Below are 25,722 nucleotides of genomic sequence, written 5' to 3' on the forward strand. Positions count from 1 at the left end.
TATCCTACTTCATCCGAATTATTTACATAACTCCACAATTCACATCATCTCCTTTTATTAAATTTCCTATTATATCGTGGGTACTTTTGGCCATTTCCATTTCTATTCTTCCAGCTGTGCTTGTGTGGAACATGGGGATGTCGTTTAGCATTACCGTGATTACTGTAATCGATATCAACACGTGGCTTCCCTTTTTTATCATAAATCCTTTTTTGGTGTGTTCTACCATTTTTTTGTTGAGTTTTTGTTTTAGCTTTCCCTCTATATCCCTTAGGGCCTTTATAAGAAAGATTTGGTGTAGATTTTTTATTTTTGTTATAAGGTCGTTTTTTCGCCAAATAATAACCTATACCTGCTCCAGCTAACATAGTTACACCAGTAAAAATCACTTTTGCACTTATATAAATCCCTAGACCAGCTACAATCGCAAAATGCCCATTAGGGTCAACATTCATCACCGGATTATTGTCCGCGTAAGTATATCCATTCATGGTCAATGGATCGTCTTCGTCCCCTGGATCAGGATCAAGAGAGGTAAAAACTCCATGTGCCGGATGATAATACCGTGCCATTAAATAATACTGTTGGATTTCAGCATCGTACGTATATCCGGCATAACCATAAGGATTGCTTTTCGCTAGTTCCGTTTTTGCTTCACTGGTTAGAACGTTTCCCCACGCATCGTAAGTGTAACTGGCTACTTGCTGGCCGTTTTCGTCCGTCAATGCAACCACATCACCATGCCCATTGTAATGATAGTATACCGTGTTTTTCCCACTCTTCATAGCTAAGCGAATATTGTCATCAGAGTAGATATAATGACGTAAAACTTGCCCATTCGTATCTGTTTCATACAGCACATCAATGCTATCACCATCATAATGGTAGTTTGTTATCTGTCCATTAACCTTCTTAGACAATCGTCGGTTGTCCTCGTCGTAAGTGTATGTGATAAATGGTTGGTTTTCTCCCTTTTTCGTCACCCCTACCAAGCGATCCGCTTGATCCCAAGCGTAGTTATATTTTTCATCACTTAGACGATTCCCATTTGCATTATAGGTTAGTGCTTGACCATTGAAGCTAATCAACTGGTTTCCGGTATTAAAAGCTGCTTGATGAGTTGTGTTGTTGATAGTTACACTTCCGATTGCACAACCGATTTCCATTTAAAAACTGCTTCAGAAATATTCTGAACTTCCGCTGATTTTACAACTTCAGGCTCACTTGACACATTAAATAAGATTCCACCTATCAAAGCAAGTGAGATCATACAAAGAACAGCGAATGTAATGATTTTTTTCAAATCTATAGTCCAAAAGCATTGAAGTGGTTTCCGCTTTATACAAAGAAAGTCGAAGAGAAATTACCCTCTTCGACTTTTCTGCTTGGAATGAAATTGAAAGGTCATTCAAAACAGCATAATCCATTGGTTGAAAATTAGGCAAATCCGTTTATCTTTCAAGCTTTTCAACACAACCTCAAAAACCTTGATCAGAATAGATACTTGTTAATTTTTTTAATTTCTTTTTTGTTATATATAATCCCGAAACAAATCTCTGTTGAAGATCTAGATTATTGATATTTGATACCCAAATAAAATCATAGTTATTCTGAAAATCTTCTATACTATTTTTTAACTTTTCAGACTTTATACTTAAAAGGAATATATCTTCAAAGACTGTGTCCATATATAGGAATCTATCAAAATTTTCAGAGAATATCATAAAAGGATACATTGTATCATTTGTATAATTCCCCAAGAAATTTTTTAACAATTTTTTATCGAAAAAACACTTTTTACTATATTTAAAGAAGTAATCATCATAATAAACATAAATATTTTCTTCAGTTTTAAAAATCAATTTTAATATCTTATTTCTATCTGCAATTGAAATATTTGAATCACCAAAAAAATTATAAAATTTTTCTTGTTGGAAAAATTTTGAATACATATCTTTTTTTAGATTAAATAATTTATTAAGGTTTTCTCTTATATACTCATAATCTGTCATATTACCACATACGGACTCTAATGATAACGCTACCAACAATCCCTTTTCTAAAATAATTCTTCTTTCCATGCACTATTCTCTCTCCCTAAACATTATCCTTCTAAATTGAGTGTTAAGCCAGAAGGTCAATTAAATATAATTTAATTGTATATAAATTGTCAATACATTTTTTAACAATATAAATACAAGACTTTCTACTACGAAAATTGATTATAATAGCATGCTTGAAGAAAGTTTAGTGCTAGTTTGAAAATAATAGCTAAAATTATACTGCAAACAAGCGGGATCTGTTGCTGAAGCAATTAAAGCCCTTGAAACGATAAATTATGTCTCCAGACTAAACGTTTGAAGAGTTCTTTAGGAAAAAAGGTCAAAAACTTTTAAGTTTCTGACCCTTTTTTATTCCCTGAATAGTCTACAAAATATGAAATTTTCAACTATTCTTATTTATGGCATTTTTTCTTTCAATTATAAGATTGGAAAAGTATTCGGTTTGCTTTTTGGTCTTTAAAGAGTTTACTGCATGATTAACTAATTTTTCTACAGCCACTTCCCCATACTCTTCTTTTATAAAATTTATAAAAGGAATACTAGGCCTGTAAGCCCGTGCTAATACGTTCTGAGAATATTTAATCTCTTCTACTTTTAAATACCCTTTATCTAACAAGCTTCTTATCACAGCAGCAGTCGTATTTTTGTTTAGTTCTGGAAGTCTTTTTAATATTTCGTGTTTAGTTAAAGCCTGATTGAATTCATAAAAATAGTAAAGAAGTTGATATTCAGATTTGCTTAATTCTAACATAATAGCCCCTTAACTTTTTTTCGATGATTCTCTATTTGTAAAATATAAAAACGACCACTAGCCAATACACATATTTGATAATATCTATTATAATCCATTGTACCTTGCCATTAGTTGCTTGGGCAGAAAAAATTTAAACATATGAAGTTAATAACACTACTGATGATAAAGATCACTATAGCCAAACAGTTAAGATTACAACGATTAAAAGTGTATTTAGAGCTAACATTTATAGCCACGCATACCACTTTTTCATTTAAAAAAACTTTATGCATAATACGATTACTGAAGCAAGCTATCATTAAATTAATGCTTCAAAAACATTGAATTTGGTAGAGATGAGTAGACTATATCAAATAGATTGTCTGAAACAGTTGAAAAGAAATTATATTATTTTAAGTATTAAAATCATATCGTTTTCTACGAATATTTAAATAACTAAGAGGACGATATGCTATTTGAATGACTATTTAAAACAATAAGATTAATTTTCTATTTGAGTTTTAAATTCTATGTTCTCTAATTTATTATCCTTTATTCTATAAACTTTATCACAGAGTTTATTTATATCTTCTTTATTATGACTAGCTATTAATATAGTAGCTCCTTTAGTAGCTATTTTCTTAAATAAAGATCGCATTTTTTCAACACTTTCTTCATCTAAAGCATTCATAGGTTCATCCAATAAAATTACTTCTTGTTTTTCCATAATTGCTTGAGCAATCCCAAGTTTTTTCTTCATTCCTAAAGAGTAATGTTTAACTTTTTCATCTTTTCTATCGATTAGTCCTACTTCTTTTAGTACTTCAAATATATCTGCATCTGATATCTCATTTTTAATACTAGAAAGTAATTTAAGATTTTCAAACCCTGTAATATCTTCTAAAAAAGATGGTTCCTCTATAAGTACCCCTAATTTATCAGGTAGTGCATTATTTCTCGTTATATTAATACCATTCACAGATATATTTCCTTTATCTGGAATAATAAATCCAGAAATAAGTTTAAATAATACACTTTTTCCAGATCCATTTTCACCAACGATACCAATTATCTCGTTAGCTTGACACTGGAAATATAAATCTTCGAAAATGATATGCTTTTTAAATTTCATACTCACATTGTCTAATTGTATTACACTTTCTATAGTTTTCACTAATATCACTCCACTCCTAATTTCTTCAGATTAAACAAATTTAGATATCCTATGATTAAATTTTGTATACTAAACCATAAAAGATTTGGCACTAATGATTCTTTTTCCAATAAGAATAAATTAGTTCTATAAACAGTTAAAATTCCTGTGTTAAGAAATAAAAAATGATTTTTCCCAAAAATGAAAAATGAATATATATAAATTATCAGTAGAAAAACAATGATTCCAAACGCTAATGTCTCTTTTCTTAACTGAGCTTTAACCAGAATAAAAATGTTTATAAGACTAAAACTAGTAAGCATATTTAATAGGCAAAATAGCATTGTTTCTTTTGAAATTAATAAGAAAAAAATTTCGGATAGGCTGCTATTGAAAAGCGTAAAAGCAGATAAATAAACCACAAGAATAGTAACTGCTATTCCCCAATATAGTACGGATAGAATTAAAGAAAAGAAAATAGAGTTATAATACAAATTACATCGACTCTTAAGTCTGATAATGGCTAGATACAAATAGGAATTGTTACTAAAACTAGACGCTGCCGAAAATCCATAAACATAGGTTAGATGTAATACTAAAAATCTTATAATTGTTAAAAAAGAAAAATCTTGGTAGGGAATACCGTTAATGATTGACTTATAAATTAAATCTGGTTGATCACCGACATCTATTAATGTAGAAATATAAATAATTAAAATTAATATAATGCTTGATGCGATAAATTTTTTGCCATTTAATTGTGCGAAATAGATTCTTTGAAACCGTAAATTGCTATGCATTTTAATCTCCTAGTTTAGTATTTTTGTATAGTATATATAGAGATGAATAGTTAGCTACTAAAAGGGATAGCCAATACAAAAAACTTATAGAAATTGAAATAAACTGGCCATTTGCTCTTTCAAAATAAATCAAATAATGATTAATAGGCATCATAATTTTAATTAAGCTATTTGTAGGTGATTTAAAAAAGTAAGCTTGCAGCCCAATCATTCCAAATATAATTAAAAAGCTAATTCCTTTCTTTTTTAGTAACACAAACAAAAAATTAAATAAATTCCCAATAGTCAATAAGTATAAAAAGAAAAATAGAAAGGCAAGCCCTGTTTGAAATACGGGAGAATAATTAGTATTTGGTATAGCTTGAAACGTATTTTTAAAAAAAGTAACTAATTCTTGACTCCAACTATTATTAAATCTCAACTCATAGATTCCTAATACTGAACTTATGAAGAAAATCCCAGCCATATAATAAAAAGTAACTTTCAAAACTAAATTGATATCTGAAATAAATAGAAATTTTCTATTAGGTATCCTACTAAGATAAAGATAATTATTAAGGTTAAATGAAAACTGCGAATTTATTATGATTAAATAAAGCAGTGGAAAAGCAAAAATTGTGGAATAAAGATTTTGAAAGTTATAAAGTAACCACATGAAAAAATTTCTAGTTGGTGTTTCCAAAAAAAATTGATAGTAAGAAAAACAAATTATTATTAATAATAAACTTACAAAGAATATAATATGACGATTATTTTTAGATAATCTTATAGCTTCTATTCTTCGAATCATATGTTTAAATTTCCTTTTGCGATTTTTTTATAGCCCACAAAGAAAGTCGATATAAGTAGGAATGCTAACTGCAAAGATACTAAATAGCCATTTGTGGCTGTATTTGAAGTTAAATCAAATGTTGTAACTGGTTCATATTTATCAAATCCCATAAAAGGGAAAATAAAAGATGGTAAAAAATATACGATTAAAGGAAAAAACACACATATATATCGATTTTTAAAGTAGAAAGAAGAAACTAAACCAATGTTGGCATATATAAATCCAAAAATACTGCTATTTACTATAATGACAACAGCATAAAACAATTGATTTTTTGAAAAAATGCTAGAAAATGCTCCTCCTATTACCCCTACATATGCATTAGAATAGTCAGGAAATATTAGTAAATTTATTATTAGTAACAATGTCAATGGGAAGAATAAAGATAGAAAACCAGATAAACCCACACTAATAAATTTTTTAAAGAAATAATCTTCTTTCGATTCTCTAACAAATATTGCTGTAGTCATATTATTCTGAAAATCATTTATAAAAGAATCGGCCATTGGTAAAGCCGCTAACAACGGAGCCAATAAAGGGAGTATTGAGGAAGTGCTTAAACTAAATCCAGAAAAGAAAATAGTTAAACCTTTCTCCATTTCGATAAGCAATATGTTACCAGCTATTCCTATTACAATACTCACAATTGATAAAACTATTGAAAAAACAAATAATTTTGATTTTAGCACTAACTTCAATTCGTAGTGTATATATTTCATTATTAAATCCCCTTTAACAAAAAATCTGGCGCTATCATATATTTTAATTTACAAATTATTTTTCGTCTGGACTCCAACTTCCTTGAGCAGCAACTTTAACGGTAGTTGTTACAGGAGTTGCAATTCCAAGTGAAGTGTTGCTACCGTTATAAGAAGAACCGCCACCAGAGTAACTAAGTGTAATTCGGTCCCCAGACCCCATATTGTAAGATGGGGTTATATTTGAACTATCCTTTTTTAAACGAATAGAGGTATTGATTCTTTTATTACCACCTATTGCAGAGTTATTATGAACACCTTTCCCTGCAGACTCTTTCTTCAATGAACCAGTAACGATTGCGCCTTGTCTAGGAATCGTTACATCATAGGTTGAAATACTTCTTGCGAAAGAAGGAATTACAAAACCAAAGAAAGATGCGATTATACCAATTGTCAAAACTAGTCTAATTTTTTTCAAAATAATATTCTCCTTTTATTGATAGCGCCATAATTAACTTTATCGTTTATATAAACCTATATCAATAATTTTTTAAATTATACAGTCTTTTGACAAACAAATTATAGCTTAAAAATAAAATTAGAAATATTAAATTATTGATTTTTCTTAAAATTATTCCAGTAAAGTTTCAATTTAATCCCACCGATTTATTGTCCAGCTGATACCATGCTTCACCACCACTAGACCATATATCTAATGGTTAAATATTGTATCTCTCACCTTATTTTTTTAAATCATAGAAGTATTAATCAGTAAACAAAATATAGATCTAAGCAATAATTCACTACTCCTCTCTGGATAATCTGCCATCAAATCACATTTTACTATTGATTTCTCATTGGACAAAATTAACCAACGAGCGAAGTTTTCCATCATTTGCAAGTGCTAATAATTTTACGATTTTCTTTTTGGCTTTTTCATCCATTGGATCTCACCTTTTGTCTGATTTTAGTTTACCACGTATTGGATAACGGTTTCACTGATAAGTGATAGCACTTCAATAAAATAGAAAATAAAGTGCAGTCACTTTCTAAGCTCAGGAATCTCAAATCCCGCTTTTTCTTGCTCAAGCAACATATCTAAAGCGATACACATTAATTTCGATTCACTTTTCTTGTACTTGGTGTTCAAGTGCTTCAGTCCCTGCTTCCTCTTTTCATTAAGCGTTACAGGAAGACGTGTGTTTCCTTTTGCAATGGTCATAACTCGCTCTCCTTCATTGAAACGATCAAAGATTTAATCAAAGACGCAGCGAGCGTGTAACCACACTCGCCGCAGCTTTGAACGGACTCTTTTCTACTGATTGTTTTTCATGACTTCCTTTGCTTCTTCTGTAAGGGGAAAGACTTTTGCAACAGCCATGCCACAAGGAATTGCCCCTACAGCTTCCTCACAAATGACACCAGCTTCTATCAGTACATCTTCAATGCCCGTATTTTCAGACCACCCTTTGATTGCGACGAAATCTTGTTTGATTCCGACACTCGTGTTCACCGTAGCCGTAGCAAGCAGCTCTTCTTCAGACTGACCTCTTCTTTTCTTAACCAGTTGAATCGCTACATTGTTATTATCTTCATAGTGATCAAATGTCACAATACATTTTTTCTTATTTAAAACGGCGTTCATAGTTTCTCCTCCTAAAGATAAGGAGTTACAAGGCAAAACCCTGATTATTCAGTGATTTCTTCTTTTAATTGATCCGCAAGTTTTGTAAGCTTTGCAGCGTTATCGAATCGCATTCTTTCTATAGAAGATTTCTTGTGCATCAAATCAGAGACAGTCATTGCTTTGACTTCGGATCTATTCTTGATTTCAGTGATCGAGTGACCGCTTTTAAATAGCAGCCATTCAATTTTTTCTTTATCTGCATACATATTTTTTCCTCCTGAAAGGAGTGTGACAATTAAAGCTTGCCACTACTCGCAATTATGGTATATTTTGAGTAGTAGCGTCCCGTGAAAGGATTTGTTACTGTGCATTTATTCTGTTCCCAGCAGAATAAATGCTTTTTTTGTTCCGTCTATTTTTAATAAAACCCCTCCTTAACCTAAATAAAATAACGGTATACCGTATATTTATTATATCACGGCATACCGTTCTTTTCAAGAACTATCTATAATTTTTTACCTTTCGCTAAAGCGATCAAAAGCCGTCGTATCGTTTATTTCGAAGTGCTTTGCTATGAAATAAATGACTGATACAGTAACCGAATTTCCAGCTTGTTTGTACAGCTGACTATTCGAAGTTTCTTGATCGTATCTGCAGTTATAGTGATCAAGCCCGTTACTGATTATTTCTTCAGCAATCTGCCTACTACCGAATTTCGCTGACAAAAAGGTCCAATCAGGAAACAACTGCAGTCGCCAACATTCAAGTGGTGTTAGTTTCCGGATCTGAAAAACATCGGTTACTACGGCTTGCTGATCACTTGTAACGTGGGTATATTTGCTTGCTGATTTCCCACACGTCCCCAACGTTTTGTAGATTTAGGATAAACGAAATTGATACTATCGGCTGGTAGTACTGCAGTATAGCCTTTTTTCGTGGCTGCTTTCACCAGTATTTTGGGTTTGTGGCCGCCACCACTCATGGTGGTAAGTGTAGGGCATAGCCATCTACGGAATGGATCGCTGCAGCTGATCGATAGGAACCATCGATCGACCCTGCCACGATAATTCCGTGACGATCTTGTGTGGTTAAGATAAACATCGGTGTTTCATTTTCCTTCATTCTACGGCCGTTTTGGCGAATAGTGGCTTTATCTGGCATTAGGATCGGAATCGCAATTTTATTTCCTTCCCCTTTGTTTGTGGTGATCGTAGGACTAAGTCCTGAAGCATCATATACTTGGCCATTCATTCCTCCACCGCTTGGATTGACGTTGCCAACAACGATTTGTTTCGGTGTTTTGTAGTCCGTTGCGGTCAAAGTCCCCATCAGACCATCTGTATATTACGTTCTTTCTCGTGTAAATCGACTTAAATCATTCGCTGCATGTGACGCCAGCTAAATGGATCCTTCCTGATTTTTGATCAACTGATCCTTCTTCTCTTGTGATAGGAAAATCTTTTTGGTACCTGCTCCTCTAAGATGTCCGATAATAAATAAACGCTCTCTGTTTTGGGCGACAAACTCTTTGCTTTTAAACAGTTGCCATTCCACGTCATACCCCAATTCATCCAAGGTTCGGAGGATTGTCTCAAACGTAGCCCCTCGTTCATGGTTGAGAAGTCCTTTGACGTTTTCAAGGTATAAAAGCTTAGGTCGCAAGGTAGATGCTAAGCGTGCATTATCAAAAAAGAGAGTTGCTCTAGTATCTGAAAAACCCTTTCTTTTTCCAGCAAGGCTGAAAGCTTGGCACGGAAATCCTCCCGCGATAATGTTCACACGTCCGATTCCTCGAATAAATTCATCTGAAAATTTTGTGATATCATACATTTCTACCTCCTGTTTTGTGTCAGGAATTGATTGATAACTTTTTCTGGCATGGCCATCGATCTCACAATACCCAACACATCGGTAGCCAGCTTGTTCCATCCCTAAACGAAATCCTTCGATTCCTGAAAAAGATCTAAAAAGGTGCCTTTATTTTCTGTTGTACCATTTTCCATTGTTCACTCAGTTTCTTCATGCGCATGAAAGGTATTTCAAGTACCTGATGGATTAAGAATACCGAGAAAATGGATGGTTAAATTGCGGAAAAATGGTGGTACTTAGACCTTTTTAAAGAAAGAAAAGCGATCTTTTTTGCCCTCCACCTTCCAGCTGCTCCCCACCACTTAGGAGGACAAAAAATAGACGTGCAAAGCACGTCTGTAGCGTCAATGATTGATATCTTACTGAAATCTTGCTATAATTACTGTGTAAAGAGGAGTTGCGTCAACAACTCCCCTACAGCACCGTTTAAGACGGTGGCAAGTTTTATATTATTTTAGTAATCAGTCAACTCGCCAAAGTTTAGTGACTGGTTACTTTTTTTGTCGTTTTTTGCTGCAGTTAGGATGCCAAAGATAATCGTTGCGATTAAAGAACCGAAACTAATCATTAGCCCTAATGCTTCAGCTACAGACAAAAGGCTTCTCCTTTCTAAAGAGTTAGCACTTACTTTCATAAGCACCACCACCTTTCAAAAGATAGCCACCGTCACAAACTTTACTGTCCTACTATTATACCAAAAATCCACGTTAAAAACCGATAGTTATCAAGGTTTTTAGCGTTTTTTCATGCGATAAGAACGGTCTAAGTAAAGGGATTTTTTTCTAGTTTCATTGGTTAAAGGAACCATCCATTCGTCTTGTCCCGCATTGAAAGATCCCTTTTATTTCAACATCCGAAGAACACGCACCTGCACCATTTTTCTCTGACCTTACCTCAAGAAATCCCCACTCCTCACCTTTCCTCCTCCCAAGACAGCTCATCCAAGATCCTAATCAACTTTTGAACCTCTTGATTCAACATCGCACTCTTTAAATAGGCATATTGAATATAAAAAATTTCCTTATCTTCAGGGACTAGCGGTATTTTCACTAAGCCTTCCATTTCTTGAAACACAGGAAATTCCGTCATCAAGGTAATGCCGATATTGGAACTGACCAGCTGGCCAATCGTCTGGACGTCTGAAAAATAAAAGGGGACTTCCGGCTTCTTCTTTGATTTCTCACTTAAATTCTGAAAGGCGCGCATGTGGGTATAGCCTTTTTCCAATAGGATAAAGGGATATTCGGCAGCTTCTTCAAATGAGATTTCCTTTTTCTTAGCCAATGGATTTTCTTTTGACACAAAAATAAAAAACTCTTGCTGATGCAATAATTTCACCTGCAGATTCGGGTGGACGAGGGGATTGACACTGCCCAGCAAGCTAAAATCGATTTTTCCCGATAATAGTTTTGAAAGCAATTCATTGGATCCCCCAGATACCAAGTGAAATTTCGAAATAAAGCGGATGATCTCTTTTTCATCTAAGAGTTTTGAAAAGACTTTGGAACGAATGATTGGCGGCAAACCGATGTGGGTCCGATTGTTTTTGGCATGGTCGATGGCTCTGTCTAAGGTCACAAATTCATCTAAGATATATTGCGCATGAGCCTTCAAAATTTCCCCTTCCGTGGTCAATGAGATGGAGCGATGTGAGGCTTCTCGCACGATCAAATCACAGCCATAATGCTCTTCCAAGCGTTTGACAGCGTAGCTGACGGTTGGTTGACTGACCGCAAATTTATGCGCCACTTGGGTAAAAGAAAGCATCTCTGCCAAAGCGTTAAAGTATTCTAAATCTCGTATATTCATCGTCTGATTCCTCCCTTAACCGGTTTAAACTAGCAGCGGTTTTGTTATAAATAATTTTTATTATACCACCGATAATTGACTATAATTCTGTCTGAGGATTAAAGTAGCTAATGGAAATGAACGAGTACTCAAAATATATCCATTGGAGGAACATAATGAAAGCACATGACATTTTAAATAACCCATTTTTAAACAAAGGAACCGCGTTTACACAAGAAGAACGAAAAGAACTAGGGTTGATCGGTTTATTGCCCCCACACGTGCAAACGATCGAAGAACAAGCAGAACAAGCTTATTTGCAATATGTCACCAAAGAATCAGACATTGAAAAACGTCACTTTTTAATGGAAATCTTTAATACCAATCGGACATTGTTCTACTATTTGTTCAATCAACATATCGTTGAATTCAATCCGATCGTCTATGATCCAACGATTGCTGATACCATTGAAAATTACAGCCGCCTATTCGTTGATCCTCAATATGCAGCATACTTAGATATCAATCATCCAGAGAACATCGAAGAAACGTTGAAAAATGCCGCTGGCGATCGGGACATTCGCTTGATCGTAGCCACAGATGCTGAAGGGATTCTTGGGATTGGTGACTGGGGTGTCCAAGGTGTCGATATTTCTGTCGGTAAATTGATGATTTATACAGCAGCTGCTGGGATCGACCCTGCTTCTGTTTTACCAATCGTGATCGATGCCGGTACCAACCGTAAAGAATTGTTAGAGGATCATTTGTATCTAGGCAATCGTCAAGAACGTGTCTACGGTGATGCCTACTACCAATTCATCGATCAATTTGTTCAAACGGCAGAATCATTGTTCCCTAAACTTTACTTGCATTGGGAAGACTTTGGCCGTTCAAATGCTGCAACGATTTTGGACAAATACAAACAAACAATTCCAACTTTTAACGATGACATCCAAGGAACGGGAATCGTTGTGCTGGGCGGTATCTTCGGTGCACTGGATATTACAGGTGAAAAATTAACGGATCAAGTCTACTTATGTTATGGCGGTGGTTCCGCTGGTGCCGGGATTGCCAGTCGAGTCCATGCGGAAATGGTCAGCGAAGGTCTTTCAGAAGAAGAAGCCTACAATCATTTCTTTATGGTTGACAAACAAGGGCTTTTGTTCGATGATATGTCCGATTTGACTCCTGCACAAAAACCATTTGCCAAAAAACGGGCTGACTTTGCCAATGCTGGCGATATGACGCAATTGATCAATGTCATTAAAGTCGCAAAACCAACGATTTTGGTCGGTACTTCAACCAATGCGGGTGCCTTTACCAAAGAAGTTGTGGAAGCGATGTGTGAAAACACTGCTCGTCCAGTGATTTTCCCTATCTCGAATCCAACCAAAAAATTAGAAGCAACGGCTGAACAAGTAATCGAATGGTCTGATGGAAAAGCCTTTGTGGCAACCGGTGTCCCTTCAGGAACAATCCAATACAAAGGGGTCGACTACCAAATCGGCCAAGCAAACAACGCCTTGATCTATCCTGGTCTAGGATTAGGTATGTTGGCTTCAGAAGCCTCTCTCTTGACCGATGAAATGATTGGTGCCGCTGCTCACTCATTAAGTGGTTTGGTTGACTTGAGCCAACCCGGTGCACCAGTTCTTCCACCATTTGAATACGTTGCGGACGTTTCTATAAAAGTGGCTGAAGCAGTTGCCAATAAAGCCAAAGAACAAGGGTTAGCCCAAGCGCAAGAAACCGATATGGCAAAAGCTGTCCAAAATCTTAAATGGTATCCAACATACTAGGAAGGTCTGAAAAATGAATAAATTAAAAACGATGACGATTTCGGGAATTAGTCTTCCCTTGTATCTCTTTTTCATGGTAGTCATATTCAGTGCGATTGCCTTAGACAAGTTGCCATTAAATATGGTTGGGATCACCATTTTACTGGTTGCCTTAGGACACCTGCTGTATTTCATTGGGGAAAAACTTCCGATCATGAATTCTTATCTTGGCGGCGGGTCAGTTTTTACCCTGCTTGGTGCCACCCTTTTAGCCTCCTTCCATCTCGTACCCACGAAAGTCATTGACGCGGTCAGTGACTTCATGGGGGGCGGTTTTGGCTTTCTTGATTTCTATATTGCCGCTTTGATTTGCGGCTCGATTTTAGGGATGAACCGTAATTTGTTGGTGAAAGCTTCTACGAAATTCATTCCCGTTGCTTTGATCACTATGGTAGTAGGCTTTTTCTCCGTCGGCCTTGTCGGTATGCTGCTAGGCAATGGCTTTGCTGATTCGGTGATGTATGTGTCTCTACCAATGATGTCTGGCGGGATGGGGGCGGGAATCACCCCACTTTCACAAATTTATGCTGATGGCTTGGCAAACGGCAATCAAGCCGCCATCTTTTCTCAATTAGCGCCAGCAGTTACTTTCGGGAATATTCTTGCCATTATTGGTGCTTTATTTATCGCAAAGGCCTTTGCTAAAACCAAATACAATGGCCATGGCACCCTAATCAATGCCACGAAAGAAGAATTAGAAAAACCAAAAATAACGCTTGATGCCCAACAAATCGGGGTCGGGATGCTGTTTTCCTTTTCACTGTTGGTCGTTGGTGCGATTTTAAGCGACTTTTTCCCTAAAATTCACGAGTATGCCTTTATGATCGTGATTGTCTTTATTCTGAAAGCCTTGAATATTGTCCCTAAGAAACTCGAAGATTCTGTGGTGATGTTCAACAATGTTGTAATGACGAATTTGACCCACGCGGTTTTGGCGGGGATTGGTTTGGCATTGATCGATCTGTCAACACTGGCCTCTGCCTTTACTTGGCAATTTGTCGTGCTTTGCCTAACCAGTGTCGTATCTATGGGGGCTGCCAGCTGGTTCTTCGGGATGGTATTAGGGATGTATCCCGTTGAAACCGCAATTGGCGCCGGTATGATCAACAACTCGATGGGGGGAACAGGTAATATCGCTGTATTGTCTGCCTCTGATAGAATGGAAATGATTGCTTTTGCCCAAATGGCCAACCGTTTATGCGGTGCGATCGTGCTGATTCTAGGTGGAATCTTGATCCGTTTCTTCTATTCTTGATCTAAAACAAAAAACAGGTGCTGCTACGCATGATGCATAGCAGCACTTTTTGTATTCTTCAAACGAATTCGTCCAATTGGTTGCACGAATCAAACAAAGGTCCACCCATTTCCTCATAAAAGAGCCAAAAAGAGCAGTGCCTCCGCACTGCTCTTGCTTTCCTGATTCATTCAAGGGTTACAGCTTCTTAAACAAGGTTGGTGCTTGATCAGGAGACCAAGTGGTGTCCCCGTAATTTGAGTGGGTGTTAATCACGACATAATTGCTGCCTTTATGGCTCACGATTTCACCACTTGTATACACTTCTGGTGCAGAGAATGTACCTAGTTTCCACACACGGTATTCTGACTCCCCGCCTCCAGGTGTTTCAGTTTCTTCTTTGGCATTGGTTTTCACGCTCAGCTGGTTACTGAAAGCGGATTGTTCGCCCGTTTTGCTGATTGCTTTGATTTGGTAATTGTAGGTTGTATCCGCTGCTAGATTCGTGTCTTCATAGGTTGTTCCTGTGGCCGTAGCAATTTTGACGCCATTGCGGTAAACATCATATCCAGCGATCCCATTTGTATGAGTCGATGCTTGCCACATTAAGGAAACGCTGCTGTCTGTCACGCTCATTTGATGCAGGTTGCCTGGTGTCGAAGGGGTTTCGACTTGATTGTCTGCTGAGGTAGTCACTTTCACTGCAGCACTTTTTTCTGAAACTAACGCAGTAAAGCCGACTGCTTCTACTTGATAGCTATAGGTTGTGTTGGCTTTTAATTGTGTGTCGGTAAAAGTTGGCTCAGTAGTCGTTGCCACTAAGGCACCATCGCGATACACGTTGTATTCTTTCGCATCGGTTTGACCGTTCCATGCTAAAGCCACCGTGCTGCTAGTCACTCGTTCTGAGCGGACATTTGCTGGTGCTGCTGGTTTTTCGGGAATGACCGTTGAGCCGGAAACGTTGACGTCGATCACGTTATAAAAGGCATTTGGCGTATCTGCAACATCCCAGACCGCTAAAATGACATGGTAACCGAGACGATTTTCTGGAATGGTAATGGTATGGCTTGGGCTATTGCTGGCAGCCGAACCATCGTGATTCACAGTAGCGATCAATTCCAAGCTATCTCTTGAAAGTGGCGCGTTTTGATCCCAACCTGGTTTCGTGATATAGTAATGCCATTTTGTGGTCTTGTGAGGCGCTGTATAATGCCAATTGACCCGCAATGGTCCTTGATTGATGTCTTGTTTGGTCCAACGATTGGTTCCTTGTTCATCAAGAACAAAGTCCCCGATTTGTCCGAGTCCACCATCTGCCGAAGCGATGCGACCATCTACTGGTCCTGCTTCTGGAAAGCCTTTTTTAGTTTCCAATGATTGTGGGTTTGAAATGACATTGCCATATTTCTCAAACGCAGCGCTCCACCCTAACGTATTGCGATCCAAAGACCCTTGATAGCCCCGACTGACCGGTGATTCCACATAACCATGAGCAAATACTTGTTTCCCCGTGAAGAACAAGCTCCCTCCAAGTAAGATTGCCACCCCGACCGACCATTTTACCAATGCGTTTTTCATACTCTGCCTCCTAAAATTTTTTATCATCGAATAAACCAATCCTATCCGTTTATTCCTTGATTCCGATTCATTGAAAAGCAAACCCTACATTTAAAAATAGTTTATTTATATATGTATGATAAACGACTTAATCATTATAAGATTATAATGACTAGTTTTCCGTCCTTTCAGTTAGAAATACAAAAAAACTTGAAACGATTCTCCTCCTAATCACTTAAGAGGATTCGTTCCAAGTTTCTTTCTTTATAGACGATCTTTTTTAGGAAAAAACAGCCGCTTATTTCCCATTTTCTTTCACATAGTCAGAGGATTGCGCGCCTGCTTGGCGACCAAAGACCATAATGTCGGCTACAGCATTGCCGCCGATTCGATTTTGTCCGTGGATACCGCCGGTCACTTCACCTGCTGCATACAAGCCAGTGATTGGTGTGCCATCTTCTTTCAACACTTGGGTCTTCGTATTGATCTTGACGCCGCCCATTGTATGGTGGATCCCAGGTGCAATTTGAATCGCATAGAATGGCCCTTCCGTCAAATCATAGTCCATCGCCGTTTCACGACCAAAATCTTTGTCGGCTTTGTCTGCCACTGCTTGGTTCCATGTATCTAAAGTTTTCTTCAAGGTTGCTGGATCGACATCGATTTTTTCAGCTAAGGCTTCGATGGTGTCAGCTTCTACCACTACACCTTGTTCTTTGTAGTAATCGACTTGTTTGGCTCTACCTGCTAACGCATTGTCAAAAATCAAGTAGGCATAGCTTTCTGGCAGATCTGTGATGGCAGCTGAAACATTGTCGCGGGTTTCTAATTCATTGTAGAAACGTTCTCCTTGTTGGTTCACCAAAATGGCGCCTTCTCCACGAACGGTTTCACTGATCAACATACCTGTATCTTGAACCACTGTTGGATGGACTTGGATTTGATCCATATCAACCGTTGCGCCGCCTAATTCTTCGATCATCTTGATACCATCGCCTGTACTTCCTTCAGAAGTCGTGCTGACATAGCCTTTCAGATCTGGACGATATTTTTCGATCAGTTCTTTGTTGGAGCCAAAACCACCAGTAGTAACAACCACTGCATCACCAGCGATTTCTTTTTCTTCGCCATTGATTTTCACGTTGACGCCAGTGACTTTGCCGTCTGTTTCATTGATTTTTGTCACATCAGCATTTACAAATAAAGGAATTTCTTGCTCATGAATGTTTCTCAACAGGCCATCCACCAAATACGTACCGACTGCTGAACCGTCGTGAGGACGATGGATCCGTTTTACACTGGCACCGCCGCTGTAACTGATATTGTCTAAAGTGATCCCCATTGAATCCAACCAATCAATCGCTGAAGCAGAGTTGTCTACTAAATAATGTAGCAATTCTTGATCGTTGGTTCCTTTACCACCTTTAAGGGTATCTTCAAAAAATTGTTCATTCGAATCTTCAATGCCTTGGGCTTCTTGGAATTTGGTTTCTGATGCGTTCATTCCGCCAGAAGATTTCAAGGTATTTCCGCCTGCGATCGGCATTTTTTCTAAAATGACTGGATTCATTCCAGCATCTTTAGCCGACAAGGCTGCTGCCATCCCTGCACCGCCAGCACCAACGATGACGATATCATATTGATCTTTTAACTCTGCTGGATCGGTATACTCTTGTTGGGAAGCACCTGAAGTGACTTCACTTTCTGAAGAAGAGCTTGCCGCACTGCTGCTGGCTTTTGTTCCGCCATCGGCACCACATGCACTAAGCAACAATAATGAGGCTGCCCCAATCACCCATTTTGACCATCCACTTTTTTTCATTTGTTTCCCTCCGTTTTTCTTTTTGCCCTTTTCTCCTCACTGATCCCCGTCATATATGATGAGAAAAGAAGCATTTTTCTTGCGAACCCTGCTTAACTTGTTACTTTATTAACAATGGTAAACATCTTGCGATCGGACTATTTTTCTATTCGATAGCGATAAAAACATTGTTTAAGCAACATTTCAACAGAGTTCTATTTTATTTAACCATTGTAACAAAAAAAGAAACTAAGTGTCTCGTAATAATTTGTGTATATTTTAACTATTCATTCTCATCTTTTTCTAATTTTATCGGAAAAAGATACTATATTTTCCTCGCTAATTTTTGCTATTCAAAGCTGCCACAAAGGTCCCGCTCATAGAATGACCGTTAAGTTCGCGGTCAAAAAGATATTGCCGCGATTGTTCTTTCACTGTTCTTTTCCCTTTGTCCTGCGCCTTCTTTTGTATAATAAAAGAAAAAGCAGAAATGGAGTGGCAAATGGAAAAATTGACCCGGATGTTCGAGCGAGTGATCAGTATCTGTATTGATAGCATGTTAGCGATCTTAGTCGTTGTCGTCTTGATTTTTATGGGAAAAGCGATTTTTATGATCAGCACGACGCTCTTTCCTTTAAGTGAAGCGCCCCACCTGTCCTTTTTGATTGAAGAAATTGCCACGTTATTCATTTTGTTAGAAATCATTTTGATGTTGCTGCGGTATATGAAGGACGGACACCATATTCCCGTCCGTTACTTGATTTTGATCAGTATTACTGCGATTTTGCGCGAGCTATTGTTAACGCAAGGCATGGCGAACGATGCCCTATTTTTTGCTTTAGCGATCTTTGTTTTGGTACTGGTCTTGCTAGTCCTGCAAAAAATCAATGCCTTCCAACATACCCAAGAAAAAGACCACTGAAACTAGCCCATTGGATCAGTTGGGTTCAGTGGCTTTTTCGGGATCAGTTAAAGGGATGCCAATATAAAAGGTGGTTCCTTCAGGCGTACTTGTAACATCGATCAACCAGTCGTTTTTTTCCACGATCGAAGAGACAGTAAAGAGTCCTAGACCAGTACCGCCAGTGGCACTCTTGGTCGTGAAGAAGCGGGTAAAGATTTTTTCTTGGATCGCTTCTGGTATGCCGGGACCGTTGTCGACGATTTCGATCAAAGCAAACTCCTGTTGTGCGGAGAAAGCTTGCTTACGAAATGGAAAGGTGGCGCTTTCTGTCGAAGTGCGACTCAATCGAATGCTGCAATCGGCATTTGCTTGGTACACATTCATCAACAAATTGTAAATGATGACTTGCAGATCGATCTTCTCGTAGACGGCATATCCTACTTCTTGGATATCATACGTAAGGGAAAAGGCTTTTGGCAACAGTGCGCGCATAGTATCGATGGCTTCTGTCAAGGTAGTAGCGATCGACTGCACAGTTTTATCGGCACTTTCGAGTTTCGAAAAACGTAGCACATTGCTGGATAACTCTTTGCCTTTTTCCGCCGCTTTGCAGACTTCTTGCAAGTCCTCCACTAAGACTTCATCGTGTTGGTTTTCCTCGATCAGCAATTGCAGATGACCAATCATAGGCGTCAAAAAGTTGTTTAGGTCATGGACGATTGAGGTCGTTAGCAAGCCAATGGTTTCCAGTTTTGATTCTTGAAAAATGTTTTTTTCGATTTCGTGCTTTTCTTTTAACAGCCGTTGTCGTTCTTTCAATGCTTGGTTTTCGACATAGGCTTGATTGCGTTTCATGTAGTTTTTGATCAGGACGGTCAATAAAATCATAATGACAAACAACAAACCCAGTAGGCCGATCAAAATCAAGTTGTCTTGTAAAAAGAGACCGCTTTGCTCCAAAAAATCGGCATTGCTGGCGACGATCAGCCGACTGTCGCCGATGGTGATCCATTGATAAGCAGCCAATTTCAGCACTTTTTGCAGTGTTTCTTCGTTCCACCAATAAGAATAATAGACGGAGGTGCCTTCTTCATTGTCGATTTGTTCTTGCTCCAAGCGCTCAAGATCGGTGAAATCCAGCTCTGGAAATTCTTTTTTGCGGCTCTCAACGATGGAAAAACCAATTTGTTCGTCCGATGGGTGCATAACGATCCGCATATCGGCGTTTTTGACCATCGTATAGCCGGAGACATTGCGATCGGTGGTAAATTCATGATGATACATGCGCTGCAGATTCAAAGGCATCACAAGAACCGCTTCTTTGTCGTCAAGAGTTAGGGACTGATACACATTTAAATAGGCCTGCTTGCCCTCAAAATAGACTTGCCCATTTTGCACTTGCCGTCCTGCCAATACTTTGTCTAAGGATGGGTCTTTGAATAACAATTCTTGCACCGGCGGGTCTTCTGGTTTATTGACCGCCGTTGCGGTATTTTGGGCGATGACCTGACCTTGTTGGTCGATCAAAAACAATCCGACCATGGCATTGTTCGCGGAATTGATCACTGGTAACGTTAAGGGACGCTGCAAATCAGCCAAGGCGGCACCTTCGAGGTGGTCATCGGCATAATTGGCAAGAGCCATGTGGTACGATTCGATACTACGGCTGATCAGCTTGATCGCCGCTTGGTTGACCGTTTCTAACTGCCGCAACCCGACGGTTTCAGCTTGTCTTTGTGCGCTTTTATAACTTGTAAAGGTAAAAATAAGTCCAATCAATGTAATGAATAAGGTAGCGACCACGCTTAAATACAGCCAAAACTTTGATGGCGGTTTCATTGTAAACCCCTTTCATATTTACTATAATACTATTGATACAGGAGGCGGATATTTTGCGAGATGAAAAAATTTTAATCGTTGATGATGACCCTGCTATTCGGCGGCTGATTTGGAAATCTTTACAATCGACGGGCATTTTGATCTACCAGACTGATTCCGTTGAAAAAACGATTGCGATCAATTCTCGTGTCAGCTTTGATCTTTTTTTACTGGATATCAGTTTGGAGCATGAAAATGACGGCTATCATTTGGCACAACTGATTCGAGAAGAAAACCCCACGGTGCCGATCGTCTTTTTGAGCGGTAAAAGTGACGAAAAAGATATGATCAACGGCTATGAGATTGGCGCTGATCACTACATTACGAAGCCTTTTTCACCGGCACTCTTAAAAGCACAAATCGTTTCGATTCTTGATCGCCGCAACGTGCTGCGAGAAAAAGGGATCGCCAAACCGGAAGGAGATCTGTGCAGCGGCATGTTTCGTTTTGACCAAAAACGCTATCAGTTTTTCAAAAATGATCAGCCCATCAAGTTGTCTTCAAAAGAAATCATGCTGATGCGCTTTTTCATGGAAAATCCGGATCAAGTGTTCTCGAAAGAACAGATTTACAGCAATGTTTGGCAAGATGGCCAATTCGATGCCAATACCGTGATGGTTTTTATCAATCATCTGCGAAACAAAATTGAAGATGAGCCGAAGCAAGCCCGTTTTTTGAAAACCGTTTGGGGGATCGGCTATACCTTTTTACCAGAAGGAGACGCCTTCTAGCTGCAAGAAATAAAGGGCCAAGGCTAAAAGATCCGCCGAGCCGCCGGGACTCAAATGGCGTGCAATCAATACTTGATCATAGGTCGTTAATTCACGAAGCAAGTCTGTATCCGACAGATTGGCTTGGTGAATTTTTTGCATCTCCTGCTGCACTGTCTTCATCGCCTCGTAGCCGCCTCGGTGGACGAGGTTGCTGTCTTCGGTTTCACTCATTAGATAGACCAACCCTCGTAACAAGGAAACGGAGGTTTTTTGTGGTTGCTGCCGTAAGTACTCCAGCAGTTTTTTAACCGTTGGATAACCAGCTGCGGCTTCTCCACGAATCCCCATCGTGCCGTAGGTTAAATAATTTTTTTCTCCGTAAGACAACTGGTCTTTGTGGGTGATTTGCTGCAGGTCTTGCTTGACCAAATGCTGGCAGATGTCGGCGGCAAGCTGCAGGATCTGATTAGTATCTTCAGCCGTCAGCACAGCCTTGTCATGCTGTTGATAATAGACTCCTGTCGCCCCCAACAAAACTGCAAAGGAAAAGTTCGCCCCTTTGTGGGTATTGATGCCTTTGGTTGCCTGAAGCATCGCTTCTTCTGCTTCTTGACCGATCCCACGTAACTGGTCAAACAGCTGGATCAGGGCGCCTGTATGGGCAAAGCCAGCTTGGCTATAGCGCTGAAAAAAAGGCGCTAAACAAGTGATACTATTGATAAAGGTAAACACATTCATGTCCTGATGCGCACCAGAGGAGCAAGGATCTACTAAACCAGGCTTGGGTGCTAACGCTACCTCATAATGCAGCGCATTGACTGCATAGCTGCTGGCGATAAAAAGACGGGAATCAGTCAATTTTTCTTCGCTCCATTTCAGCAAGAATAAATTGCAGGGAGTGATCCAAATGTTCATGGGTCAACAACGTGATCTGTTCCGTGTCATTGGTTCTCATGCCACGATAAATCAGCCAATGTTCCGCCAATGCCGCATCCCTTCTTCTAGAAGAGCGAATCGCAATGTCACGAAAATAAACGAGGTACGCTTGCAGATCCAGCACGATACTTTTTAACCGCAGCATCTGGCTTTTTTCGTAAATAAACGCATTGAAGTCAGAAAAGTTTTTCAAGACCCCATCCACGTCATCCTCACGATTCAGCTGTTCGCCGTGTTCTAACAAGCAGCGCATTTCCCGGAAATCTTCCTCACTCATCAAGGCCATTGCTTTGATAGTCGCCAATGTATCCAATGATTTGCGGATATCGTAAATCTCATAAGCATCTTTGATACTGATCCCTTTTACGACGATGCCGATTTTTGGTACGTGTTCCACCAGTTTTTCAGCCACCAGCTGCGTCATGGCGTAACGAATCGGGGTCCGGCTGATGTTTAGCGTATCGGAAAATTCTTTCTCATTGATGCGAGAGCCTGCGGGAATGTCTCCTAAAATGATGGTTTTTTTGAACGCTTCATAGATCAAATCTTTTAATGGTTTATTTTTGGTCAGATCCAGATTTTTATTTACTGCATCAATAATTGGATTCATGATTTACTCCTATCATACTAAAAACAAATGAGATTTTTGGGAAAAAATAGATATATCGATAAACAAGGAAAACTACCGAGCAAAATGGCAGCCTGCTCGATAGTTTCTTTATGAAGTTACTGTGGAATATAAAACGGCATATGACCCAATAGTACGATCGTAACGACAAAGATCACGAAAATCCCCAGTGCGTATTTCGCCGCTTCTTTTTGCCATTGCCCCATATCTAAGCCAGTCAAGCGCAATAGCAAGTAGATGAAGGCAACCAATGGACTTAACAAGTGGAACGCTTGGCCCATTAAGGACGCCAAGGCCATCTGCATATTGGTGAAGCCATACGAACGACCCGCTTCTGCTAAGACCGGTAGAACCCCAAAGTAAAACCCATCATTGGAAATAAAGAAAGTCCCAGGTGCAGAGATCAGGGCGATAACTATGCCCCAGAAACCAGCCAATTGTTTAGGAATGATTTGCGTGAAACTATTCGCTAAGGCAGTAGCCATCCCAGAGCCTTGGAACAAGCCCATGAAGACGCCTGCTGCAAAAACTAAAATTACTACTTGAACAGCATCGCCGCCGTTGGCACCGATCCGTGACGATTGATCTTTCAAAATTGGGTAGTTGACCATCAATGCGATACAAGTACCTACAAGGAATAACAAGATTGGTGGTAAAGCGATACTAGAAATAAAGGAGCTTGCTACTAACCAGCCAATCAAGACGATCGTTAAGATACCATTGAAGACAAAGTTTTTCGGACGACGGATCGCTAATGTATCAGGATCAGTCACAGTCGTCATTTCTAATATCTCATCGTTCGTCAGTTCCGTAACCCCTAAACGTTTCCGTTCTTGGATCCCCATTCTGCGAGCCACGAAGAAAATCACATATAACAGAGACAAAATCATTCCTGGCAACAAATAAGAAAGAATATCCGCATCAACTTCCAGCACGGCCATTGCTCGGGCAGTCGGTCCGCCCCATGGCAATAAGTTCATGATGGTGTTTTGCAAAATGATCAAGACACCAAGGTTCATCATTTTCATATTCAGCTTCTTGTAGATGGGAATAAACGCAGAACAACAAATCAAGGTAGTGGTCGTTCCATCACCGTTCAAAGAGACCGCAGCGGCAACGACTGCCGTTGCCATCAAGACTTTCATCGGATCGCCTTTAGCAAAATAAATCATTTTTTTCGTGATTGGATCAAACAAACCGGCATCCAACATAATGGAAAAGTACAAAATCGCAAACAGCAACATGATTCCTGTGTTGGCTGTTGTCGAGATGCCCTCAAGGACAAAATCACCGATGTTGCCTTTTTCGGAAACACCAGCAACCATCGCAACGAGGGTAAATAGTAATGGGATAATTACTAAGGATGTAAAGGGTGACATTTTTTTCTTCATGATGACAAACATGAAGACAATAATCATGGCATAGGACAAAATTGTTAAGAACATTTTCTTCTTCCTTTCATGCATCGAAATGTGTAAGCGTTATCAAAAAACATTTTAAAAAAATTACAGGCCCGTAATTTGTTAGCGACAAGCGTCACTAGTTTGTGAATATTTTTCTTTTCTTAAAGGAAATAATGTTATTGAATGCTTTACACGTCTAAGAATAAACAATCAAGAAATAGAAAAAAAGACCCGTTTAAAAAAAGAACAGCAAAAAAACAATTTCTCTTTTCAAATCTTATTTTTCGTTTAAAAAGTTCTTAACAGAATATTAACGCAAGAAAAACCTTGATAAATCAACGTTTATATCGATTTTTCACTCTTTTCTCAAAAAAGGAACACTGAAAAAACAATTTTCAGCCGAAATAAATCTCGCTGATTGAACGGGAGTTTCTATAATGAAAGGGAACGAATCATTGAGAAAGGAGAAACCCATGAATCTTATTAAAAGATTGTTCAAAAAAACGCATGATGAACCAGATGCGCCTGTCAGTCCTCCTCTGAAGCCAAGGGAAATGATAGCGGACCCACCCGCGTCTGATTGGCAAGAAGTGTCGGGCTATCAGCCGACGCCTGCAGAAGATTATCCGTTAGTCAGTCTGATAGCCGCCGCACTAGGGGCTGAATGTTACCCTGAAAGTCAGTTTGTCATTCGAAGAATTGAGAAACGCAATCCTGAATTTAAGCGAGTCACCCTGATTGCCGCCAGTATTGCCGCAGGAGAGCTGCCTGATTCTCAGTTCACAATCAAAAAAATAGCCAAAAAAAATGAAAACAAGTGAGGGAAAAACATGTTACGTAAATTTAAAATAGCGATCGATGGGCAAGAATACCTTGTCGAAATGGAAGAAATCGGTGCCCCGCAACCTACCGCTCCTGCCCCAGCAGTGCCAACACCGGCTCCAGCAGCGGCACCCGCTCAACCAGAACCAGTCAGCACACCAGAACCAGAAGTAGCACCACAGCCAGCGCCAGGTATGCTTCCTGCTGACGGCGAGCCGATTCATTCTCCAATGCCGGGAACGATTTTACGTCTCTTGGTCAATGTGGGGGATACTGTGCAAGAAAACCAATCATTGATGATTTTAGAAGCCATGAAAATGGAAAATGAAATCGTGGCACCAAAAGCAGGAACCGTTGTTGCCATTGCAGTCAATGCGGGCGACATGGTCAACCCAGGAGAACTGCTGATTACGATCGGCTAATTTATTGAAAAGGAAGTGAC

Annotated in this window: 25 protein-coding genes and 3 pseudogenes; 7 read left to right on the forward strand and 21 right to left on the reverse strand. The window is 38.9% G+C overall.

All coding sequences use genetic code 11. The annotated features are described in order from the left end of the window. Positions 1-44: 44 nt before the first annotated feature. Complete coding sequence (locus IGI94_RS15510; protein ID WP_086316667.1) at positions 45-1,166, reverse strand: RHS repeat domain-containing protein; 1,122 nt, start codon at positions 1,164-1,166, stop codon at positions 45-47. 148 nt (positions 1,167-1,314) lie between these two features. Here IGI94_RS15510 and IGI94_RS15515 point away from each other — a divergent pair. Then, a pseudogene (locus tag IGI94_RS15515) lies at positions 1,315-1,422 on the forward strand (IS6 family transposase); the annotation flags it as partial. Positions 1,423-1,478: 56 nt separating this feature from the next. Here the strand turns inward: IGI94_RS15515 and IGI94_RS15520 are convergent. The 14 genes and pseudogenes from IGI94_RS15520 to IGI94_RS15585 all read right to left on the reverse strand — a co-directional run bounded on the left by IGI94_RS15520 (position 1,479) and on the right by IGI94_RS15585 (position 11,584). After that, positions 1,479-2,081: a hypothetical protein gene (locus IGI94_RS15520; RefSeq protein WP_438899937.1), complete on the reverse strand. Its 603-nt coding sequence runs from the start codon at positions 2,079-2,081 to the stop codon at positions 1,479-1,481. Positions 2,082-2,445: 364 nt separating this feature from the next. Beyond that, positions 2,446-2,814, reverse strand: a complete 369-nt coding sequence (locus IGI94_RS15525; protein ID WP_016612637.1) for a BlaI/MecI/CopY family transcriptional regulator — start codon at positions 2,812-2,814, stop codon at positions 2,446-2,448. A 484-nt stretch (positions 2,815-3,298) separates the two neighbouring features. Continuing rightward, a complete protein-coding gene (locus IGI94_RS15530; RefSeq protein WP_275626687.1) occupies positions 3,299-3,961 on the reverse strand; it encodes an ABC transporter ATP-binding protein in 663 nt (220 codons plus the stop codon). A gap of 14 nt (positions 3,962-3,975) precedes the next feature. Then, positions 3,976-4,749 (reverse strand): hypothetical protein, encoded by a 774-nt coding sequence (locus IGI94_RS15535; protein ID WP_005233111.1) that lies wholly within the window; start codon positions 4,747-4,749, stop codon positions 3,976-3,978. Position 4,750: 1 nt separating this feature from the next. After that, on the reverse strand, positions 4,751-5,539 hold the full coding sequence (locus tag IGI94_RS15540; protein ID WP_005233110.1) for a hypothetical protein: 789 nt from the start codon (positions 5,537-5,539) through the stop codon (positions 4,751-4,753). After that, a complete protein-coding gene (locus tag IGI94_RS15545; protein ID WP_005233108.1) occupies positions 5,536-6,300 on the reverse strand; it encodes a hypothetical protein in 765 nt (254 codons plus the stop codon). The genes IGI94_RS15540 and IGI94_RS15545 overlap by 4 nt, the downstream gene beginning before the upstream one ends. 55 nt (positions 6,301-6,355) lie before the next feature. Continuing rightward, positions 6,356-6,757, reverse strand: coding sequence for a hypothetical protein (locus IGI94_RS15550; RefSeq protein WP_005233107.1), 402 nt, complete (start codon positions 6,755-6,757; stop codon positions 6,356-6,358). 564 nt (positions 6,758-7,321) lie between these two features. After that, positions 7,322-7,501 carry a hypothetical protein gene (locus IGI94_RS15555; RefSeq protein WP_005233106.1) on the reverse strand — a complete coding sequence of 60 codons (180 nt, stop codon included), beginning with the start codon at positions 7,499-7,501 and terminating at the stop codon, positions 7,322-7,324. A gap of 93 nt (positions 7,502-7,594) precedes the next feature. Next, the gene (locus tag IGI94_RS15560) at positions 7,595-7,924 is read right to left on the reverse strand and encodes a hypothetical protein (RefSeq protein WP_005233105.1); all 330 of its coding nucleotides are present in this window, start codon (positions 7,922-7,924) and stop codon (positions 7,595-7,597) included. Positions 7,925-7,968: 44 nt separating this feature from the next. Further along, on the reverse strand, positions 7,969-8,172 hold the full coding sequence (locus IGI94_RS15565; RefSeq protein ID WP_005233104.1) for a hypothetical protein: 204 nt from the start codon (positions 8,170-8,172) through the stop codon (positions 7,969-7,971). A 249-nt stretch (positions 8,173-8,421) separates the two neighbouring features. Then, a pseudogene (locus tag IGI94_RS15570) lies at positions 8,422-9,202 on the reverse strand (DNA cytosine methyltransferase); the annotation flags it as partial. 155 nt (positions 9,203-9,357) lie between these two features. Then, positions 9,358-9,835 (reverse strand): annotated as a pseudogene (locus IGI94_RS15575) (DNA cytosine methyltransferase); the annotation flags it as partial. A 394-nt stretch (positions 9,836-10,229) separates the two neighbouring features. Continuing rightward, positions 10,230-10,409, reverse strand: a complete 180-nt coding sequence (locus tag IGI94_RS15580; protein ID WP_034872427.1) for a putative holin-like toxin — start codon at positions 10,407-10,409, stop codon at positions 10,230-10,232. Positions 10,410-10,687: 278 nt separating this feature from the next. Next, positions 10,688-11,584: a LysR family transcriptional regulator gene (locus tag IGI94_RS15585; RefSeq protein WP_430599731.1), complete on the reverse strand. Its 897-nt coding sequence runs from the start codon at positions 11,582-11,584 to the stop codon at positions 10,688-10,690. A gap of 116 nt (positions 11,585-11,700) precedes the next feature. On the opposite strand from IGI94_RS15585, the gene IGI94_RS15590 reads away from it, so the two are divergent. Together IGI94_RS15590 and IGI94_RS15595 are read left to right on the forward strand one after the other, a co-directional pair. Beyond that, positions 11,701-13,362, forward strand: a complete 1,662-nt coding sequence (locus tag IGI94_RS15590; RefSeq protein ID WP_276525021.1) for a malolactic enzyme — start codon at positions 11,701-11,703, stop codon at positions 13,360-13,362. Positions 13,363-13,375: 13 nt separating this feature from the next. Further along, positions 13,376-14,656 (forward strand): 2-hydroxycarboxylate transporter family protein, encoded by a 1,281-nt coding sequence (locus IGI94_RS15595; RefSeq protein ID WP_005230514.1) that lies wholly within the window; start codon positions 13,376-13,378, stop codon positions 14,654-14,656. Positions 14,657-14,833: 177 nt separating this feature from the next. Here IGI94_RS15595 and IGI94_RS15600 read toward each other — a convergent pair whose 3' ends face one another. Together IGI94_RS15600 and IGI94_RS15605 are read right to left on the reverse strand one after the other, a co-directional pair. Then, complete coding sequence (locus IGI94_RS15600; protein WP_034878234.1) at positions 14,834-16,216, reverse strand: lytic polysaccharide monooxygenase; 1,383 nt, start codon at positions 16,214-16,216, stop codon at positions 14,834-14,836. 277 nt (positions 16,217-16,493) lie between these two features. After that, positions 16,494-18,017 (reverse strand): flavocytochrome c, encoded by a 1,524-nt coding sequence (locus tag IGI94_RS15605; protein WP_005233089.1) that lies wholly within the window; start codon positions 18,015-18,017, stop codon positions 16,494-16,496. A gap of 481 nt (positions 18,018-18,498) precedes the next feature. Here IGI94_RS15605 and IGI94_RS15610 point away from each other — a divergent pair, with 481 nt between their 5' ends. Beyond that, positions 18,499-18,918 (forward strand): phosphate-starvation-inducible PsiE family protein, encoded by a 420-nt coding sequence (locus tag IGI94_RS15610; protein WP_074934197.1) that lies wholly within the window; start codon positions 18,499-18,501, stop codon positions 18,916-18,918. Positions 18,919-18,933: 15 nt separating this feature from the next. Here the strand turns inward: IGI94_RS15610 and IGI94_RS15615 are convergent, their stop codons facing one another. Further along, the gene (locus IGI94_RS15615; RefSeq protein ID WP_438899939.1) at positions 18,934-20,739 is read right to left on the reverse strand and encodes a sensor histidine kinase; all 1,806 of its coding nucleotides are present in this window, start codon (positions 20,737-20,739) and stop codon (positions 18,934-18,936) included. A gap of 53 nt (positions 20,740-20,792) precedes the next feature. Here IGI94_RS15615 and IGI94_RS15620 point away from each other — a divergent pair, with 53 nt between their 5' ends. Next, positions 20,793-21,509 carry a response regulator transcription factor gene (locus IGI94_RS15620; protein WP_008381846.1) on the forward strand — a complete coding sequence of 239 codons (717 nt, stop codon included), beginning with the start codon at positions 20,793-20,795 and terminating at the stop codon, positions 21,507-21,509. Here IGI94_RS15620 and citG read toward each other — a convergent pair. The 3 genes from citG to IGI94_RS15635 form a co-directional block, all read right to left on the reverse strand. Next, positions 21,486-22,349, reverse strand: a complete 864-nt coding sequence (citG, locus tag IGI94_RS15625) for a triphosphoribosyl-dephospho-CoA synthase CitG (RefSeq protein ID WP_422705535.1) — start codon at positions 22,347-22,349, stop codon at positions 21,486-21,488. The two genes, IGI94_RS15620 and citG, sit on opposite strands and share 24 nt — an antisense overlap. Continuing rightward, the gene (locus IGI94_RS15630) at positions 22,342-23,037 is read right to left on the reverse strand and encodes a GntR family transcriptional regulator (RefSeq protein WP_005233081.1); all 696 of its coding nucleotides are present in this window, start codon (positions 23,035-23,037) and stop codon (positions 22,342-22,344) included. Before IGI94_RS15630 ends, citG begins: the two co-directional genes overlap by 8 nt. A gap of 116 nt (positions 23,038-23,153) precedes the next feature. Beyond that, positions 23,154-24,500 (reverse strand): CitMHS family transporter, encoded by a 1,347-nt coding sequence (locus IGI94_RS15635; protein ID WP_008381841.1) that lies wholly within the window; start codon positions 24,498-24,500, stop codon positions 23,154-23,156. Between the two features lie 395 nt (positions 24,501-24,895). On the opposite strand from IGI94_RS15635, the gene IGI94_RS15640 reads away from it, so the two are divergent. Both IGI94_RS15640 and IGI94_RS15645 read left to right on the forward strand, forming a co-directional pair. Beyond that, positions 24,896-25,279 (forward strand): hypothetical protein, encoded by a 384-nt coding sequence (locus IGI94_RS15640; protein WP_438899940.1) that lies wholly within the window; start codon positions 24,896-24,898, stop codon positions 25,277-25,279. 9 nt (positions 25,280-25,288) lie between these two features. Continuing rightward, positions 25,289-25,702, forward strand: coding sequence for an acetyl-CoA carboxylase biotin carboxyl carrier protein subunit (locus tag IGI94_RS15645; protein ID WP_438899941.1), 414 nt, complete (start codon positions 25,289-25,291; stop codon positions 25,700-25,702). Positions 25,703-25,722 lie beyond the last annotated feature (20 nt).

Source organism: Enterococcus sp. AZ149 (assembly GCF_051714285.1).
In the GTDB taxonomy this organism is placed as follows: Bacteria; Bacillota; Bacilli; order Lactobacillales; family Enterococcaceae; genus Enterococcus_D; species Enterococcus_D entomosocium.